The organism is Methylobacterium sp. CB376 (genome assembly GCF_029714205.1).
Lineage (GTDB): Bacteria > Pseudomonadota > Alphaproteobacteria > Rhizobiales > Beijerinckiaceae > Methylobacterium.
In genome coordinates this window covers 7,214,664-7,231,510 of sequence record NZ_CP121648.1, presented here as the reverse complement: position 1 = coordinate 7,231,510, position 16,847 = coordinate 7,214,664, and the positions used below count along the sequence as shown (strand labels likewise).

11 protein-coding genes and 1 tRNA gene are annotated in these 16,847 nt (G+C 70.4%); 4 read left to right on the top strand and 8 right to left on the bottom strand.

All coding sequences use genetic code 11. The features are described from left to right. The first annotated feature begins 62 nt into the window (after nucleotides 1-62). A complete protein-coding gene (locus tag QA634_RS33280) occupies nucleotides 63-1,199 on the top strand; it encodes an HlyD family secretion protein (RefSeq protein WP_012336223.1) in 1,137 nt (378 codons plus the stop codon). Then, the gene (locus QA634_RS33275) at nucleotides 1,196-2,767 is read left to right on the top strand and encodes an MDR family MFS transporter (RefSeq protein ID WP_012336222.1); all 1,572 of its coding nucleotides are present in this window, start codon (nucleotides 1,196-1,198) and stop codon (nucleotides 2,765-2,767) included. Before QA634_RS33280 ends, QA634_RS33275 begins: the two co-directional genes overlap by 4 nt. A gap of 70 nt (nucleotides 2,768-2,837) precedes the next feature. On the opposite strand, the gene QA634_RS33270 is transcribed toward QA634_RS33275, so the two are convergent. The 3 genes from QA634_RS33270 to QA634_RS33260 form a co-directional block, all read right to left on the bottom strand. After that, complete coding sequence (locus QA634_RS33270; RefSeq protein WP_012336221.1) at nucleotides 2,838-4,514, bottom strand: methyl-accepting chemotaxis protein; 1,677 nt, start codon at nucleotides 4,512-4,514, stop codon at nucleotides 2,838-2,840. A gap of 287 nt (nucleotides 4,515-4,801) precedes the next feature. Further along, on the bottom strand, nucleotides 4,802-6,214 hold the full coding sequence (gene glnA / locus QA634_RS33265) for a type I glutamate--ammonia ligase (protein WP_012336220.1): 1,413 nt from the start codon (nucleotides 6,212-6,214) through the stop codon (nucleotides 4,802-4,804). A 108-nt stretch (nucleotides 6,215-6,322) separates the two neighbouring features. Then, nucleotides 6,323-6,661, bottom strand: a complete 339-nt coding sequence (locus tag QA634_RS33260) for a P-II family nitrogen regulator (RefSeq protein WP_012336219.1) — start codon at nucleotides 6,659-6,661, stop codon at nucleotides 6,323-6,325. 179 nt (nucleotides 6,662-6,840) lie between these two features. On the opposite strand from QA634_RS33260, the gene QA634_RS33255 reads away from it, so the two are divergent. Further along, nucleotides 6,841-8,346 carry a bifunctional ADP-dependent NAD(P)H-hydrate dehydratase/NAD(P)H-hydrate epimerase gene (locus tag QA634_RS33255; protein ID WP_012336218.1) on the top strand — a complete coding sequence of 502 codons (1,506 nt, stop codon included), beginning with the start codon at nucleotides 6,841-6,843 and terminating at the stop codon, nucleotides 8,344-8,346. Between the two features lie 133 nt (nucleotides 8,347-8,479). Here QA634_RS33255 and lon read toward each other — a convergent pair whose 3' ends face one another. The 5 genes from lon to QA634_RS33230 form a co-directional block, all read right to left on the bottom strand. Beyond that, nucleotides 8,480-10,900 carry an endopeptidase La gene (gene lon, locus QA634_RS33250; protein WP_012336217.1) on the bottom strand — a complete coding sequence of 807 codons (2,421 nt, stop codon included), beginning with the start codon at nucleotides 10,898-10,900 and terminating at the stop codon, nucleotides 8,480-8,482. Between the two features lie 278 nt (nucleotides 10,901-11,178). Further along, nucleotides 11,179-12,450 carry an ATP-dependent Clp protease ATP-binding subunit ClpX gene (clpX, locus tag QA634_RS33245; RefSeq protein ID WP_012336216.1) on the bottom strand — a complete coding sequence of 424 codons (1,272 nt, stop codon included), beginning with the start codon at nucleotides 12,448-12,450 and terminating at the stop codon, nucleotides 11,179-11,181. A 275-nt stretch (nucleotides 12,451-12,725) separates the two neighbouring features. Continuing rightward, nucleotides 12,726-13,352, bottom strand: a complete 627-nt coding sequence (locus QA634_RS33240; protein WP_012336215.1) for an ATP-dependent Clp protease proteolytic subunit — start codon at nucleotides 13,350-13,352, stop codon at nucleotides 12,726-12,728. Between the two features lie 113 nt (nucleotides 13,353-13,465). After that, nucleotides 13,466-14,923, bottom strand: coding sequence for a trigger factor (tig, locus tag QA634_RS33235; RefSeq protein WP_012336214.1), 1,458 nt, complete (start codon nucleotides 14,921-14,923; stop codon nucleotides 13,466-13,468). Nucleotides 14,924-15,094: 171 nt separating this feature from the next. Continuing rightward, nucleotides 15,095-15,179: transfer RNA gene (locus QA634_RS33230), tRNA-Leu, on the bottom strand. 204 nt (nucleotides 15,180-15,383) lie between these two features. Here QA634_RS33230 and QA634_RS33225 point away from each other — a divergent pair. Beyond that, nucleotides 15,384-16,820, top strand: coding sequence for a multicopper oxidase family protein (locus QA634_RS33225; RefSeq protein ID WP_012336213.1), 1,437 nt, complete (start codon nucleotides 15,384-15,386; stop codon nucleotides 16,818-16,820). The last annotated feature ends 27 nt before the right edge of the window (nucleotides 16,821-16,847 follow it).

Genomic DNA, 16,847 nt, shown 5'->3' with positions numbered 1-16,847 from the left:
GCCACCGCGCCTCGGCCCGATTAATAAAACGATACAGTATGGTTTTGATTCTGGCCAGGGTCATGGACGCACGGCGCACCGACAGTTTCGAGACCGCCACGCCGGTTGAGCCGCCGACGCCGCGCCGCCGGGGCCATCGGCAGCTGGCGGTGCCGCTCCTCGCCCTGCTGATCCTGGCGGGCGGCGGCACCTATGGCTGGCACTGGTGGACGGTCGGGCGCTTCCGCGAGACCACCGACGACGCCTACCTGCAGGCCGACAAGGTGACGGTGGCGCCGCGCGTCGCCGGCTACGTGGAAGGGGTGAGCGTGGGCGACAACCAGGCCGTGCGGGCCGGGGACGTCCTGGCCCGGCTCGACGATCGCGAATTCCGCGTCGCGCTGAAGCAGGCGGAGGCCGAGGTCGAGAAGGGCCGGGCGCAGCTCGTGGGCGTCTCGGCCGCGATCCTGCAGCAGCAGGCGCAGGTCGCCTCCGCGCGGGCCGACCTCGTCAACGCCGAGGCGGCGCTGACCTTCTCGCAGCAGGAATATGCCCGCACCCAGGACCTCGTGAAGAGCGGCTCCGGCACGGTGCAGCGCCAGCAGCAGGCCGACGCGGACCTGCGCCAGCGCCGGGCCGCGCGCGACAAGGCGGCGGCCGCCCTCGACGCGGCGCAGCGGCAGGTCGAGAGCTTCCGGGCCCTGGAGACGAGCGCCCGGGCGAGCCTGGAGGGGGGCGAGGCCAAGGTCGAGCAGGCGCGGCTGACCCTGTCCTACGCCACGATCACGGCCCCGATCGACGGCGTGGTCGGCGACCGGGCCCTGCGGGTCGGGCAGTTCGTCCCGGCCGGGACCGGGCTCCTCACGATCGTGCCGATGGGGCGCGACATCTACCTGGTGGCGAATTTCAAGGAGACGCAGGTCGGCGCCATGGCGGAGGGCCAGCGGGTGAGCTTCACGGTCGACGCCTACGGGGGACACGCCTTCGAGGGCCGGATCGCGAGCTTCGCGCCGGGCACCGGCTCGCAATTCGCGCTGCTGCCGCCCGAGAACGCCACCGGCAACTTCACCAAGGTCGTGCAGCGGGTGCCGGTGCGGGTCGCCCTCGACGGCGACGACCCGCTCCTCGCGCGCCTGCGGCCGGGCCTCTCGGTGGAGGCCACGGTGCACACGGAGGCGGCGGCCCCGGCCCGCCCCGCGCGGCAGGCGCTCGCCCGGTGAGCGGGGCGGCGGCGACCGCGGCCGGGCGGGCGAGCGCCCGCGACTGGCTGGCGGTGTTCGGGGCGATCCTCGGCGCCTTCACGGCGATCCTCGACATCCAGATCACCAACGCGTCGCTCGCGGACATCCAGGGCGCGCTCGGCGCCTCGGCCGAGGAGGGGAGCTGGATCTCCACCGCCTACCTGATGGCGGAGATCATCGTGATCCCGCTCACCGGCTGGCTTTCCTCGGTGATCGGGCTGCGGCGCTACCTCGCCGCCAACACGCTGCTCTTCATCGGCTTCTCGGTCGCCTGCGCGCTCTCGACGAGCCTGCCGCAGATGATCGTCTTCCGTGCCGGGCAGGGCTTCACCGGCGGCGTGCTGATCCCGACCGCCATCGTGATCGTGCGCACCCGGCTGCCGCGGGCGCAGCAGGCGGTGGGCATCGCGCTGTTCGGGCTCACCGCCACCTTCGCGCCGGCGATCGGCCCGACCGTGGGCGGCTGGCTCACCGACCACCTGTCCTGGCACTACATCTTCTACCTCAACCTGCTGTTCGGGCCGGCGGCGGTGGTAATCCAGCTCGCCGCCTTCGACCCGGTCCCCGCCCGCTGGGGCGAGCTGCTCAGGGGCGACTGGATCGGCATCGGCTTCATGGCGACGGGCCTGCCGGCCCTGACCTTCGTGCTGGAGGAGGGGCAGCGCAAGGACTGGTTCGGCTCGCCGGTGATCGTCGAGGCCGCGCTGCTGGCGGCGGGCGGCATCGCCGGCTTCATCATCCGCGAACTCACGGCGGAGCGACCCTTCATCAACCTGCGCGTGCTGGCCCACCGCTCGGTCGGCGGCGCCTGCCTGCTGATGACCGTGCTCGGCGCCGTCTCGTTCGGCTCGATCTACATCATCCCGCTCTACTGCGCGCAGATCCAGGGCTACAACGCGCAGCAGATCGGCACCGTCGTGATGTGGTCGGGCCTGCCGCAGCTGCTCCTGTTCCCCGCGATGCCGCTGATCATGCGGGCCGTCGACGCCCGGCTTCTCGTCATCGCCGGCACGCTGTTCTTTGTCGCGAGCTGCTGGATCAATGTCGGGCTGAGCCACGACGTCGGGATGGACCAGCTGATCCTGCCGCAGCTGCTGCGGGCGATCGGCCAGCCGCTGTTCACGATCCCGCTCTCGCAGCTCTCGACGGCCGGCCTCGCCCCGCGCGACACGGCGGACGCCTCCGCCCTGTCGAACATGATGCGCAACCTCGGCGGCTCGATCGGCATCGCGATGCTCTCGACGGTGATCGACCGGCGCGAGCACCTGCACTTCTCGGTGCTGGCCGAGGCGATCACCCGCAACGGGACGCGCACGCAGGAGCGCCTCGCGGCTTTGGCGGCGGGGCTGCACGCTCACATGCCCGACCCGACGGCCGCCAAGGGGGCGGCGCTGGCGATGCTGGCCCGGCAGGTGCGCCGCGAGGCCACCGTGATGGCCTACGCGGACGGGTTCTGGCTGGTGGGCGCGAGCTTGGTGCTGAGCCTCGCGGTGGTGGCCGTGCTGCGCAAGCCGGCGCGGGCCGGCGGACCGGTGGAGGCGCATTGACGCGCCCGCGGCGCCCCGGGCGGGCGGCGCCCCGGGAAGGGGACCGTCCGGGCCGACCCGCCGAGCGCCGTCAGGCCGCCCGCACCGTCGACAGGAAGTGCGCGACCTCCTGCCCGAGATGCTCCGCCTGCTGCGACAGGGCGGAGGCCGCAGTCAGGACCTCCTTCGCCGCAGTGCCGGTCTCCCCGGCCGCCCCCGCCACCCCGGCGATGTTCACCGTCACCTCCGAGGTGCCCGCCGCGGCCTGCGCCACGTTGCGCACGATCTCCCGCGTCGCCGCCCCCTGCTCCTCCACCGCCGCCGCGATCCCGGCGCCGACCTCGTTGATCTCCCGGATCCGATCGGTGATCGTGCCGATCGCCGACACCGCCTGGCCCGTCGCCGCCTGAATCTGGCCGATCTGGGCCGAGATCTCCTCGGTGGCCTTCGCGGTCTGACTGGCGAGCTCCTTCACCTCGGCGGCCACCACCGCGAAGCCGCGCCCCGCCGCACCGGCGCGCGCCGCCTCGATGGTCGCGTTCAGGGCAAGAAGGTTGGTCTGGCTGGCGATCGAGGTGATCAGCCCGACCATGTCGCCGATCCGGCTCGCCGCCTGGCTCAGGGCCTGCACCAGCTGCGTGGTCAGGTCGGCCTCCTGCACCGCCGCCCGCGCCAGATGCGTCGCGCCCTGGACCTGCCGGCCGATCTCCTCGACCGAGGTGCCCAGTTCCTCGGCGGCGGCCGCCACCGTGTTCACGTTCGAGGCCGCCTGCTCGGCCGCCACCGCCACGTTGCTCGACTGGCTGGCGGTCACGCCCGCCGTCGCTGTCATCGCGTCGGCGGTGGTCTGCAGCGTCGCGGCGGAGCCGGAGAGCTGCGCGACGATGCCGCCCACCGCCGCCTCGAACCCGTCCGCCATCTGGCGCATGCCGGCGCGGCGCTGCTCCTCGGCCGAGGCGCGGGCGAGGGCAGTCTCCTCCTCGAGCGCGCGGCTGCGGATCAGGTTGTCGCGGAACACCTGCAGGGCCCCCGCCATGGCGCCGATCTCGTCGCGGCGGTGCCGGTAGGGAACCTCGGTCGCGGCGTCGCCGGCGGCGAGGCGGCCCATGGCGGCCGTCATGCGCTCGATCGGGCGCGACACGCCCAGGAACGAGAACGCCATCGCGCCGCAGGCCAGGAGGACGCTGACCGCCGAGACGGCCATCATGGTGCGCGCCGCGCTGGTCTGCGCCTCCCGCACGGCCTGGCCTGCCGCCACCCCGACGTGGTTGTTCAACTCCACGAGCTTGCGCACGACAGCCGCGGCGTCCTGGAAGTTCTCGAAGCCTTGGCCGCGAAAATAGGCCAACGCCGCGCTCTGTTCATCGAGCTTGTAGGAGCGCAGCCGCTCCCAGTCCTGGCGCACGATCGCGATCTTCTCGGCCATGAGGTCGTACTCCGCCCGCTCGCGCTGGCCGGCGATCAGCGGCTTGTACTCCTCGATCGCCTTATCCCGCTCCGCGGAGAGCTGCCTGTGCAGCGCGAGGTCGACCTCCCGCGCGGTCTCATTGTCGGCGACGACGAAACGAAGTTCGGTCGTTCTTACACGAAGGAGTAGAGTATTAATATCATTGGCTTTGCTCATCGACGGCATCGAGTCTATGAGCAAAGTGTCCATCTTGGCGCCGATCGTGTCGAGAGTGAGCTGGGTCGTCACGCCAGCCACGACCGCGCAGAGCAGAGAGATCCCGAACAAACCAGCCAGGACGACCTTGAGCGTGAGCCGCATCGTCTTCCCCTTGAGTCAATCGAGTGCGTGCCAATAAAGGCATCAATTATCTTAAGAGATCGTATACGATTACCGAGACAGGAATTTTCGGCAACGATAAGATGACACATCGAATACTTTAAATCTTGCACCGCACAGCAACAAGACAACTTATCGCACAGTCAATCGACAGTGCCTGAATTCAAGCTCAGGCGCGGCCGGCCGCGCCGTCCCGGCGTCGATCGGCGGACCAAACAAAGAAGGGGCCGGATCGCTCCGGCCCCTCGATCAACCCGATCCCTGGCGGATCAGAGCGAGTAGTAGTGCACGAACTCGATCGGATGCGGCGTCATCTCGAAGCGCAGCACCTCGGTCATCTTCAGCTCGATGAAGGAGTCGATGAAGTCGTCGTTGAAGACACCGCCGGCCTTGAGGAACTCGCGGTCGGCATCGAGCGAGGTCAGCGCCTCGCGCAGCGAGCCGCAGACGGTCGGGATCTCCTTGAGCTCCGCCGGGGGCAGGTCGTAGAGGTCCTTGTCCATGGCCGGACCGGGATCGATCTTGTTGATGATCCCGTCGAGCCCCGCCATCAGCATGGCCGCGAAGGCGAGGTAGGGATTCGCCATCGGGTCGGGGAAGCGCACCTCGACGCGCTTGGCCTTCGGCGAGGTCGTCCACGGGATGCGGCAGGAGGCGGAGCGGTTGCGGGCCGAGTAGGCCAGCAGCACCGGCGCCTCGTAGCCCGGCACCAGCCGCTTGTACGAGTTCGTCGACGGGTTGGTGAAGGCGTTGAGCGCCTTGGCGTGCTTGATGATGCCGCCGATGTAGTACAGGCACTCCTGCGACAGGTCGGCATACTTGTTGCCGGCGAAGACCGGCTTGCCTTCCCGCCAGATCGACTGGTGGACGTGCATGCCCGAACCGTTGTCGCCGTAGACCGGCTTGGGCATGAAGGTAGCGGTCTTGCCGTAGCTCTGGGCGACGTTGTGGATGCAGTACTTGTAGATCTGCATCTGGTCGGCCATCAGCGTCAGCGTGTCGAATTTCATCCCGAGTTCGTGCTGCGCGCTCGCCACCTCGTGGTGATGCTTCTCGACCTTGACGCCCATCGACTGCATGGCGGCCAGCATCTCGCCGCGCATGTCCTGGGCCGAATCCTGCGGCGGAACCGGGAAGTAGCCGCCCTTGGTCTGGACCCGGTGACCGAGGTTGCCGCCCTCGTACTCGGTCTGGCCGTTGATCGGCAGCTCGATCGAGTCGAGCTTGAAGCCGGTATTGTAGGGATCTGCCGAGAAGCGGACGTCGTCGAAGACGAAGAACTCGGCCTCGGGCCCGACGAAGATGGTGTCGCCGATCCCGCTCGCCTTCACGAAGGCCTCGGCCTTCTTGGCGATGCTGCGGGGATCGCGGCCGTAGGGCTCGCCGGTGGACGGCTCCAGCACGTCGCAGACGATCGACATCGTCGCGGCCGAGAAGAACGGGTCCATGCAGGCGGTCGCCGGGTCGGGCATCAGCAGCATGTCGGATTCGTTGATCGCCTTCCAGCCGGCGATCGACGAGCCGTCGAACATCGTGCCTTCCGCAAAGATGTCCTCGTCCACGAGCGACACGTCGAAGGTGACGTGCTGCCACTTGCCGCGCGGATCGGTGAAGCGGAAGTCGACGTACTTGACGTCGTTGTCCTTGATTTCCTTAAGGACTTCCGTGGCGGTCTTGGCCATTCCGTTTGGACCCCTTCCTAGTGCCGGCACGCGGCCGTCGCAACGCCGCGGACCGCACGCGCGGCCGCGCCATCTCATTCCGGGAGGAGGTCAGACGGTCAAGGGAAATCAGATCGCGTCGGCGCCCGTTTCACCCGTGCGGATCCGGATGGCCTCCTCGATCGACGACACGAAGATCTTCCCGTCGCCGATGCGGCCGGTCTGCGCGGATTTGCGGATGGCGTCAACCGCCCCGTCCACGAGGTGGTCGGGCAGCACGATCTCGAGCTTCACCTTGGGGAGGAAATCGACCACGTACTCCGCGCCGCGGTAGAGTTCGGTGTGGCCCTTCTGGCGGCCGAATCCCTTCGCCTCGATCACCGTAATCCCCTGGAGGCCGACCTCCTGGAGGGCTTCCTTCACCTCGTCGAGCTTGAAGGGCTTGATGATCGCTTCGATCTTCTTCATGCCGGGCGGGCCTGATTCTGCAACGGTTCCGGCCGCATTCCTACCATCGCGCCGCGACGACCGCCACGAGGATTTCCAGGGCGTGCCGTGAGAAGTGCTCAACGAAAAGGCGCATCCTGCGCGATTGTTGTGCAGCTGCTGCGTCCTGAGACCTGCCTGGATGTCGGGGGAAGGCCGGTATGGCGATGACCGAGCTGCTGACCAATGCGGAGATGCGTCGGGCCGACGCGGCGACGATCGCGGCGGGGACCGAGGGCTTCGCGCTGATGCGCCGGGCCGGGGAGGCGGTGGCCGCGCGGGCGCTGGCGCGGACGCCGCCCGGCACCCGGATCCTGGTCCTGTGCGGGCCGGGCAACAACGGCGGCGACGGTTTCGTGGCGGCCGCGCGGCTGGCGGCGGCGGGGCGCGGCGTCGCGGTGGCGCTGCTCGGCAGCCGCGACGCGCTCTCGGGCGACGCGGCCCGGGCGGCGGCGGAGTGGGGCGGGGCGGTCGGGGAGGCCGCGGCGGCGGATCCGGCCGGGTTCGACCTCGTGATCGACGCCCTGTTCGGCGCCGGCCTGTCGCGACCGGTCGACGGGGAGGCGAGGGCCCTGATCGAGCGGGTGAACGGCGCGGGCGTGCCGGTGCTGGCGGTCGACGTGCCCTCCGGCCTCGACGGCGACAGCGGCGCGCCGCGCGGCGTCGCCGTCCAGGCGAGCGAGACCGTGACCTTCGCGCGGCTCAAGCCGGGGCACCTGCTGCTGCCGGGCCGCGCCCTGTGCGGGCCGGTGACGCTCGCCGAGATCGGCATCCCGGACGCGGTCGTGGCGGGGCTCGGGGCCCGGACCTTCGCGAACGGGCCGGACCTCTGGCGCGCCCAGCTGCCGCGGCTGACCGAGGCCAGCCACAAATACACGCGGGGCCACGCCGTCGTGGTCTCGGGACCGGCGACCCGCACGGGCGCGGCGCGGCTGGCGGCGCGCGGCGCGCTGCGGATCGGGGCCGGGCTCGTCACGCTGGTCTCGCCCCAGGCGGCGCTGGCCGAGAACGCGGCCCAGCTCACCGCGGTGATGCTGCGGGTCTGCAACGGGGCGGATGACCTCGAGGACCTGCTCGTGGACGAGCGCCTCAACGCCATCGCGGCGGGGCCGGGCCTCGGCACCGGGGGCGCCACGCGCAACATCGTGCGGGTGGCCGCGGAGGCGGGCCGCGCCCTGGTGCTCGACGCGGACGCGCTCACGAGCTTCAAGGGCCGCGCCGGGGACCTCGCCCGGCACCTGCGCGACGGCGGCGCCCGGGCGGTGCTGACCCCGCACGCGGGGGAGTTCGGGCGCCTGTTCGACGACGTCGCGGCGGTGCCGCCGGGCTCCAAGCTGGAGCGCGCGCGGGCGGCCTCTTCCTTCCTCGGCGCGGTCCTGGTCTTCAAGGGCGCCGACACGGTGATCGCCGCGCCGGACGGACGGGCGGCGATCAACCGCAACGGCACGCCCTACCTGGGCACGGCCGGCTCGGGCGACGTGCTCACCGGGCTGGTGACGGGGCTCCTCGCCCAGGGGATGCCGGCCTTCGAGGCGGCCTGCGCGGCGGTCTGGATGCATGCCGAGGCGGGGCGGCGGCACGGGCCGGGGCTGATCGCCGAGGACCTGCCGGAGCTGATGCCCCGGGTGCTGGCCGGGCTGCTGGGCTGGGAGCCTCCGGGGGCGTGATCCGGGATCCGCTTGATCAAAGCGGATCCCGGATCACAAGCCTGCGCGGCGCGCCCGCACCCGTTCAAGCGGAAGGGCCCCGGACGTCACCGTCCGGGGCCCTTCTCATCCGCTCAGATCGGCGCCGCGGCCGTCAGTGGGCGACCAGCCCCGAGGCGTCGTCCTCGCCCCGGGCCGGCGTGGCGGGGAGCGTCTCGTCCCACTCGATCGCCTCCGGCAGCCGCACCAGGGCCTTCTGCAGCACCTGGTCCATGCGCGAGACCGGCACGATCTCCAGCCCGTTCTTCACGCTCGCCGGGATGTCGGCGAGGTCCTTGGCGTTCTCCTCGGGGATCAGCACCGTCTTGATGCCGCCCCGCAGCGCCGCCAGGAGCTTCTCCTTCAGCCCGCCGATCGGGAGCACGCGGCCCCGCAGCGTGACCTCGCCGGTCATGGCGATGTCGCGGCGCACCGGGATGCCGGTGATGACCGAGACGATCGCCGTCGCCATGGCGATGCCGGCCGAGGGCCCGTCCTTCGGGGTCGCCCCCTCCGGCACGTGGACGTGGATGTCCCGGCGCTCGAACAGCGGCGGCTCGACGCCGAAATCGACGGCCCGCGAGCGGACGTAGGACGCCGCCGCCGAGATCGATTCCTTCATCACGTCGCGCAGGTTGCCGGTGACCGTCATCTTGCCCTTGCCGGGCATCATGACGCCCTCGATCGTGAGCAGCTCGCCCCCGACCTCGGTCCAGGCCAGGCCCGTGACCACGCCGACCTGATCGTCCGTCTCCACCTCGCCGTAGCGGAAGCGCGCCGGGCCCAGGAACGTGTCGAGGTTCTCGTCCGTCACCGCCACCCGGACGACCTTGGAGATCAGGATCTCCTTGACCGCCTTGCGGATCAGGTTCGAGAGCTCGCGCTCCAGGTTGCGCACGCCCGCCTCGCGGGTGTAGCGGCGGATCAGCAGCAGCAGCCCGTCATCGTCGATCGACCATTCCTTCTCAGCCAGACCGTGCTTCTTGAGCGCGTTCGGGATCAGGTGGCGGCGGGCGATCTCGAGCTTCTCCTCCTCGGTGTAGCCGGCGATGCGGATCACCTCCATGCGGTCGAGCAGGGCCGGCGGGATGTTGAGCGTGTTCGCCGTCGTCACGAACATCACGTTCGAGAGGTCGTAATCGACCTCCAGGTAATGGTCGTTGAAGCTGGCGTTCTGCTCCGGATCCAGCACCTCGAGCAGCGCCGCGGACGGGTCGCCGCGGAAGTCCATGCCCATCTTGTCGATCTCGTCGAGCAGGATGAGCGGGTTCGAGGTCTTGGCCTTGCGCATCGACTGGACGATCTTGCCGGGCATCGAGCCGATATAGGTCCGGCGGTGACCGCGGATCTCGGCCTCGTCACGCACGCCGCCGAGCGACATGCGCACGAACTCGCGCCCCGTGGCCTTGGCGATCGACTTGCCGAGCGAGGTCTTGCCGACGCCGGGCGGTCCGACGAGGCACAGGATCGGGCCGGTCAGCTTGTTGGCGCGCTGCTGGACCGCGAGGTACTCGACGATGCGCTCCTTGACCTTGTCGAGCCCGAAGTGATCGGAATCGAGCAGATTCTGCGCGCCGACGAGGTCCTTCTTGATCTTCGAGCGCTTGCCCCACGGGATGCCCAGCATCCAGTCGAGGTAGTTGCGCACCACCGTCGCCTCGGCCGACATCGGCGACATCTGGCGCAGCTTCTTCAGCTCCGCCATCGCCTTGTCGCGGGCCTCCTTCGACAGCTTGGTCTTCTCGATCTTGTCCTCGAGCTCGGCCAGCTCGTCGCGGCCGTCCTCGTCGCCGAGTTCCTTCTGAATGGCCTTCATCTGCTCATTCAGGTAGTACTCGCGCTGGGTCTTCTCCATCTGCCGCTTGACGCGGGTGCGGATGCGCTTCTCGACCTGGAGCACCGAGATCTCGCTCTCCATGAGCGAGAGCACGCGCTCCAGCCGCTCGGCGACGGTCGGGATCTCGAGGATCGCCTGCTTGTCGGAGATCTTGACCGCGAGGTGCGAGGCGACCGTGTCGGCGAGCTTGGAGGGCTCGTCGATCTGGATCACCGCCGAGACCACCTCGGGGGAGATCTTCTTGTTCAGCTTGACGTAGTTCTCGAATTCCGAGATCACCGAGCGGGCCAGGGCCTCGGCCTCGATGCGGTCGCCGAGGTCGTTCGGCAGGGCCTCGGCCTCCGCGGCGTAGTACTCGTCGGAGCGCACGAAGCTGCGGATCTTGGCCCGGCCCGCGCCCTCCACCAGCACCTTCACGGTGCCGTCCGGGAGCTTGAGCAGCTGGAGCACCGAGGCGAGGGTGCCGATCGTGTAGATCGCGTCCGTCGCCGGGTCGTCGTCGGTGGCGTTGACCTGGGTGGCGAGCAGGATGTGCCGGTCGGCGCGCACGGCCTCTTCGAGCGCCCGGATCGACTTCTCGCGTCCCACGAAGAGCGGGACGATCATGTGCGGGAAGACCACGATGTCGCGCAGCGGCAGGACCGCGTAGGTCCCGGTCGACCCGGGAACGACGGGCTGGCGCGATTTCGGCTGGGTCATTGACTGACTTCCTTGATGGTGACTCCCGACGCTCCGCGCCTTCGAGGATCAGGGGAAAGCACGCGGAACGGGGGGCCGACCGGGCCGCAGGGGTCGGAGGGAGTGGCGGCCGGGCCGCGGCACCGCACCTCCGAGTGAGCATGCGGCCGCCGCGTTCTGCTCTCAGGTGGTTTCCGGCGCTGCGACTTTCAAGCGCCGTGCCACCCCGGCCGCATGGGAACTCGACATGGGAACTCGAGACGCGCAAGGCCGCCGCGGCGCGGCGGCCTTCGGAGGGCTCAGGCGCTGACGCTCGCCGGGGCGTCCTTGGCGCGGTCCCCGTGGATGTAGAGGGGCCTCGCCTTGCCCTCGACCACCTCGGGGCCGATGACCACCTGCTCGACCGAGTCGAGGCCCGGCAGGTCGTACATCGTCTCCAGCAGGATGCTCTCCAGGATCGAGCGCAGCCCGCGGGCGCCGGTCTTGCGCTCGATTGCCTTGCGGGCGACGAGCGTCAGCGCCTCCTCCTGGAAGGTGAGGTCGACGTTCTCCATCTCGAACAGCCGCTGGTACTGCTTGACCAGGGCGTTCTTGGGCTCCTGCAGGATCCGCTTGAGGGCGGTCTCGTCGAGGTCCTCCAGGGTGGCGAGCACCGGCAGGCGGCCGACGAATTCGGGAATGAGCCCGAACTTCAGCAGGTCCTCGGGCTCGACGGCCCGGAAGATCTCGCCGGTGCGGCGGTCGTCCGGGGCCTGGACGGTGGCGCCGAAGCCGATCGAGGTGCCCTTGCCCCGGGCCGAGATGATCCGCTCCAGCCCCGCGAAGGCGCCGCCGCAGATGAACAGGATGTTGGTGGTGTCGACCTGCAGGAATTCCTGCTGCGGGTGCTTGCGTCCGCCCTGGGGCGGCACGCTCGCCACCGTGCCCTCCATGATCTTCAGCAGGGCCTGCTGCACGCCCTCGCCCGACACGTCGCGGGTGATCGACGGATTGTCGGACTTGCGCGAGATCTTGTCGATCTCGTCGATGTAGACGATGCCGCGCTGGGCCCTCTCCACGTTGTAGTCGGAGGCCTGGAGCAACTTAAGGATGATATTCTCGACGTCCTCGCCAACGTAGCCGGCCTCGGTCAGCGTCGTCGCATCCGCCATCGTGAAGGGCACGTCGAGGATCCGGGCGAGCGTCTGCGCCAGCAGCGTCTTGCCGGAACCGGTCGGCCCGATCAGCAGGATGTTGGACTTCGCGAGCTCGACGTCGTTGTGCTTCGCCGCGTGCGCCAGCCGCTTGTAGTGATTATGCACCGCGACCGACAGCACCTTCTTGGCGAAATCCTGCCCGATCACGTAATCGTCGAGGACGCGACGGATTTCCTTCGGGGTCGGTACGCCGTCCCGCGACTTCACCAGCGAGGACTTCGATTCCTCGCGGATGATGTCCATGCACAGCTCGACGCACTCATCGCAGATGAAGACGGTCGGTCCCGCGATCAGCTTGCGGACTTCGTGCTGGCTCTTGCCGCAGAACGAGCAGTACAGCGTGCTCTTCGAGTCGTTGCCGCCAGCCTTGCTCATATGGGTCTCCAAGTCCCCGACGGGCCCACGCCGCGAGGGCGAGGCCGCGTCCCTCTAGATAGTGACACCCGACTAAAGAAACAGTCACCGCCTTCGCCGCACGTGCGTCGGGTGTCCGACGCAGAACGCTGATGCAAACACGCAGCCACCTCCGGATCAATCCCGCGAAAGCGACGCGGCCTCGCCAAAAGGCCGCATCGCCCGCGGGGTGGTTAATCCGCCAGGGCCCCGGCCCGTTCCGGGCGGGCCCCCGGATGGGCGGTCGGCGTCCCGGCTCAGGCGGCGGGCGTCTCCGCCCGCTTCTGCAGCACCTCGTCGATGAGGCCCCACTCCTTGGCGGCGTCGGCTGTCATGAAATTGTCGCGCTCCAGCCCCTGCTCGATCGCGTCGTAGTCGCGGCCGGTGTGCTTCACGTAGATCTCGTTGAGGCGGCGCTTCAGCGCCTCGATCTCGCGGGCGTGGATCAGGATGTCGGTGGCCTGGCCCTGGAAGCCGCCGGAGGGCTGGTGGACCATGATGCGCGCGTTCGGCAGCGCGAAGCGGTGGCCCGGCTCGCCCGCGGCGAGGAGCAGCGAGCCCATCGAGGCCGCCTGCCCGACGCAGAGCGTCGCCACCGGGCAGCGGATGAACTGCATCGTGTCGTAGATCGACAGGCCCGACGTGACCACGCCGCCCGGCGAGTTGATGTAGAAGGAGATCTCCTTCTTCGGGTTCTCGGCTTCGAGGAACAGCAGCTGCGCCACGATGAGCGAGGCGGAGTAGTCCTCGACCGGCCCGGTCAGGAAGATGATGCGCTCGCGCAACAGGCGCGAGTAAATGTCGAAGGCGCGCTCGCCGCGGCTCGACTGCTCGACCACCATGGGGACGAGCGCGCTGTTGTAGAATTCGACGGGGTCTCTCATCGGGTGGCCCTGGTTCTGGTAGGCCCGGCCGCGCCGCTGCGGCCGGGGTCACGGCGAATCGGTGAGCCCGCGGGTCGTCCGGTCCGCCGCCCCTGTCAGGGCCGCGGGCCGGATCAGGCCGCGCCGGTCTCGTGGCTGGGCGCGGAGCCCTCGGAGATCACCCCCTCGGAGATCACCCCCTTGGAGGCCCCGGCCTCGGACGCGGGCGCGGCGGCCTCGGCCGCCTCGTCCTCGTCGTCGGCGAAGAGCGCCTCCTTGGAGACGGGCTCCTCGACGAGTTTGACCTGACCGAGGACGTGGTCAACCACCTTCTCCTCGAACAGGGGAGCGCGCAGTTCGGCCATCGCCTGCGGGTTCTTGCGGTAGAAGTCGTAGACCTCGCGCTCCTGCCCGGGGAACTGGCGCAGCCGGGCGATCAGCGCCTGATTCACCTCTTCGTCCGGCACCTTGATATCGGCCGTCTCACCCACCTGCGCAAGGACCAGGCCGAGGCGCACCCGGCGCTCGGCGATGCGGCGGTACTCGCCCTGCGCCTTCTCCTCGGTGGTGCCCTCGTCCTCGAAGGTCTTGCCGCGGGACTTCAGGTCGGCCTCGACCTGCGCCCAGACCGCGGCGAATTCCTGGTGCACCAGGGTCGGGGGCAGGTCGAAGGCGTAGCGGGCGTCGAGCGCGTCGAGGAGCGCCTTCTTGACCCGGCGGCGCGACTGCGCGTCGAGCTCGTTGGCGAGCGACTTGCGCACGGCGTCCTTGAGCGCGTCGAGGTTCTCCAGCCCGAAGGTCTTGGCGAGCTCGTCGTCGATCTGGGCCTCGCCGGGCGCCTTCACGGCCTTCACGGTAACGTCGAACACCGCCTCCTTGCCGGCGAGGTGCTCGGCCGGGTAGCCCTCCGGGAAGGTCACCGTGACGGTGCGGGCCTCGCCCGCCTTGGCGCCGAGGAGCTGGTCCTCGAAGCCCGGGATGAAGGTGTTCGAGCCGAGGTCGAGGTCGGCATCCTCGGCGCTGCCGCCCTCGAAGGTCTCGCCGCCGATGCGGCCGACGAAGTCGATGACGACGCGGTCGCCGGTCTCGGCGGCGCTGCCCTCGGGGCGGTCGGCGTAGGAGCGGCTCTGCTCGGCCATGCGCTTGAGCGCGGTCTCGACCTCCTCGTCGGAGACCGTGGCGACCGGCTTCGTCACCGTGATGTCGGAATGGTCCTGCAGCTCGAAGGTCGGCATCACCTCGAGGGCGACCTGGAAGGCGAGGTCGGCCTTGGCGTCGAGGGCCTTCTCGATCTCGGCCTTGTCCTCCGGCATCTTGATCTGCGGCTCGAGGGCGAGCTTGAGCTTGTTCTCCTCGAGGATCTTCTGGTTGGCCTCGTTGACGGCGTTCTGGACGACGTCGGCCATGATCGAGCGGCCGTAGACCCGGCGCAGATGGGCGACCGGCACCTTGCCGGGGCGGAAGCCCTTCAGCTGGACCTTGTCCTTCATGCCGGCGAGTTCGGTCGTCAGCCGATCCTCGAGTTCGGCCGCGGCGAGCACCACCTGGAACTCGCGCTTCAGCCCCTCGGACTTGGTCTCGGTCACCTGCATCGTCGTCGTTCCGCCTCTTTCGAATCCGGTCCGCCCGCGGGTTCCGGACGGCGTCGAGAGGCACCGTGCGACGGAAACCGTCAGTCTGGCGGGCCGGCCCTGATGTGAAAAGCCAAACCGTCGTGTCGCCTTGCGGCGGATGTCCCCCGCGGCGCCGAAAGCCCGGCGGAATGGTGCGGGCGGAGGGGCTCGAACCCCCACGACTCTCGTCACTGGAACCTAAATCCAGCGCGTCTACCAGTTCCGCCACGCCCGCAACGCGCGCGCCCGGGATCGCCGCGGCGCTCGGGCGGCGCTCTATAGCATGGTCTCGCGGGCGCGCAGCAAGAATTTTGGGCCGCCGCCGGAACCGCCCGGGGGCCGCGCCGGGGGCGATTTTCGGGGGCGCTCGCCTGCCCGGGCGGCGCCCGCTACAAGGCCAGCGCCGCGCCGGCCCGCAACCGCAACCTGCCGAGGTGTCATGACGCCGTCCTCCCCGCCCACGCGCCGGGCGCTCCTCGCGGGCGCCGCCCTCGCCCTGGTGCCCGCCCGTCCCCGCGCGCAGGCGCCCCAGCCGGCCGGGCCGGGGGCCGCGCCGGGAGGCCCGGCTCCGGCGCCGGAACCCCGGATCCTGACGGCGGCGCCGGCCACCGCCCGGCTGCGGCCCGACGCGCCCGCGGAGACGCCGGTCTGGGCCTTCGACGGCCGATCGGTGCCGCCGGTGCTGCGGGTGAAGCGCGGCGAGGCCGTGCGGCTGCGCCTCGACAACCGCACCGACAAGCCGCTCTCGCTGCACTGGCACGGGGTGCGCAACGCCAACGCCATGGACGGGGTCGGCGGCGTCACGCAGGCGCCGGTCGCCCCGGGGGCGAGCTTCCTCTACGCCTTCACGCCGCCGGACGCGGGCACTGCGCTGATCCGGCCGCTGGTCGTGGGCGGCGCGAGCGAGCCGGCCGGGCGCGGCCTCGCCGGGCTGCTGGTGGTGGAGGAGGCCAAGCCCCCCGTCGTCGACCGGGACGTGCCGCTCGTCCTGCAGGACTGGCGGCTCGAGCCGGACGGGACGCTCGCGGGTTTCGGGCCGCTGCCCTTCGCGGCGAGTTCCGGGCGGCTCGGCAACACGCTCACGGTGAACGGGCGGCCGGGGCCGGAGGCGATCGCGGCGCCGCCGGGGGCGCGGCTGCGGCTGCGGCTCGCCAATGCCTGCAACGCGCGGGCGACGCGCCTGCGCTTCGACAAGCTCAAGGTCTGGGTGGCCGCGGTGGACGGCCAGCCCACCGACACGTTCGAGCCCCTGCGCGCGACGCTGCCCTTCCCGCCGGGCACGCGCTACGACGTGCTCCTCGACGTGCCCTCCGGGAAGGAGGGCGGGGGCACGGTGACGGCGCTGATCGGGCCGGGAATCCCGCTCGCCGTGGTGACGCCGGAGGGGGAGGCGCTGCCGGCCCGCCCGCCCGTCGCGGCGATCGGCGAGAACCCGCTGCTGCCGCCGGAGATCAAGCTCCAGAACGCGGTGCGGCGCGACCTGACCCTCGCGGGGGGCGCCACCCTCGACAAGGCGAGGCCCGAGGCGCCGCCGGCCTACGCGGGCGACCCGGCCCGGATCTGGACGGTGAACGGGGCGGCCGGGACGGCCGGCGCGGCGCCGCTCTTCTCGGTGAAGCGGGGCTCGGTGGTGGTGCTGGCGCTGACCAACCAGACCGCCTTCCCGCAGTCGCTCCACCTGCACGGCCACGTCTTCCGGCTGCTGCACCCGCTCGACGACGGCTGGGAGCCCTACTGGCTCGACACGTTCCAGCTCCTGGAGGGACGCACGGCCCGGATCGCCTTCCTGGCGGACAATCCCGGCCGCTGGCTCGTGAGCGCGACGGCGCTGGAGCGGTTCGACACCGGGCTGTGGACCTCGTTCGAGGTGACCTGAGGGGGGCGGCGCCCGGGGCGCGCCCCG

Excerpts from the sequence above, each read along its gene's own strand:
- QA634_RS33280 (WP_012336223.1), top strand. The coding sequence starts at position 63 with ATGGACGCACGGCGCACCGACAGTTTCGAGACCGCCACGCCGGTTGAG.
- QA634_RS33270 (WP_012336221.1), bottom strand. The coding sequence starts at position 4,514 with ATGCGGCTCACGCTCAAGGTCGTCCTGGCTGGTTTGTTCGGGATCTCT.
- glnA (WP_012336220.1), bottom strand. The coding sequence starts at position 6,214 with ATGGCCAAGACCGCCACGGAAGTCCTTAAGGAAATCAAGGACAACGAC.
- QA634_RS33260 (WP_012336219.1), bottom strand. The coding sequence starts at position 6,661 with ATGAAGAAGATCGAAGCGATCATCAAGCCCTTCAAGCTCGACGAGGTG.
- QA634_RS33255 (WP_012336218.1), top strand. The coding sequence starts at position 6,841 with ATGGCGATGACCGAGCTGCTGACCAATGCGGAGATGCGTCGGGCCGAC.
- lon (WP_012336217.1), bottom strand. The coding sequence starts at position 10,900 with ATGACCCAGCCGAAATCGCGCCAGCCCGTCGTTCCCGGGTCGACCGGG.
- clpX (WP_012336216.1), bottom strand. The coding sequence starts at position 12,450 with ATGAGCAAGGCTGGCGGCAACGACTCGAAGAGCACGCTGTACTGCTCG.
- QA634_RS33240 (WP_012336215.1), bottom strand. The coding sequence starts at position 13,352 with ATGAGAGACCCCGTCGAATTCTACAACAGCGCGCTCGTCCCCATGGTG.
- tig (WP_012336214.1), bottom strand. The coding sequence starts at position 14,923 with ATGCAGGTGACCGAGACCAAGTCCGAGGGGCTGAAGCGCGAGTTCCAG.
- QA634_RS33225 (WP_012336213.1), top strand. The coding sequence starts at position 15,384 with ATGACGCCGTCCTCCCCGCCCACGCGCCGGGCGCTCCTCGCGGGCGCC.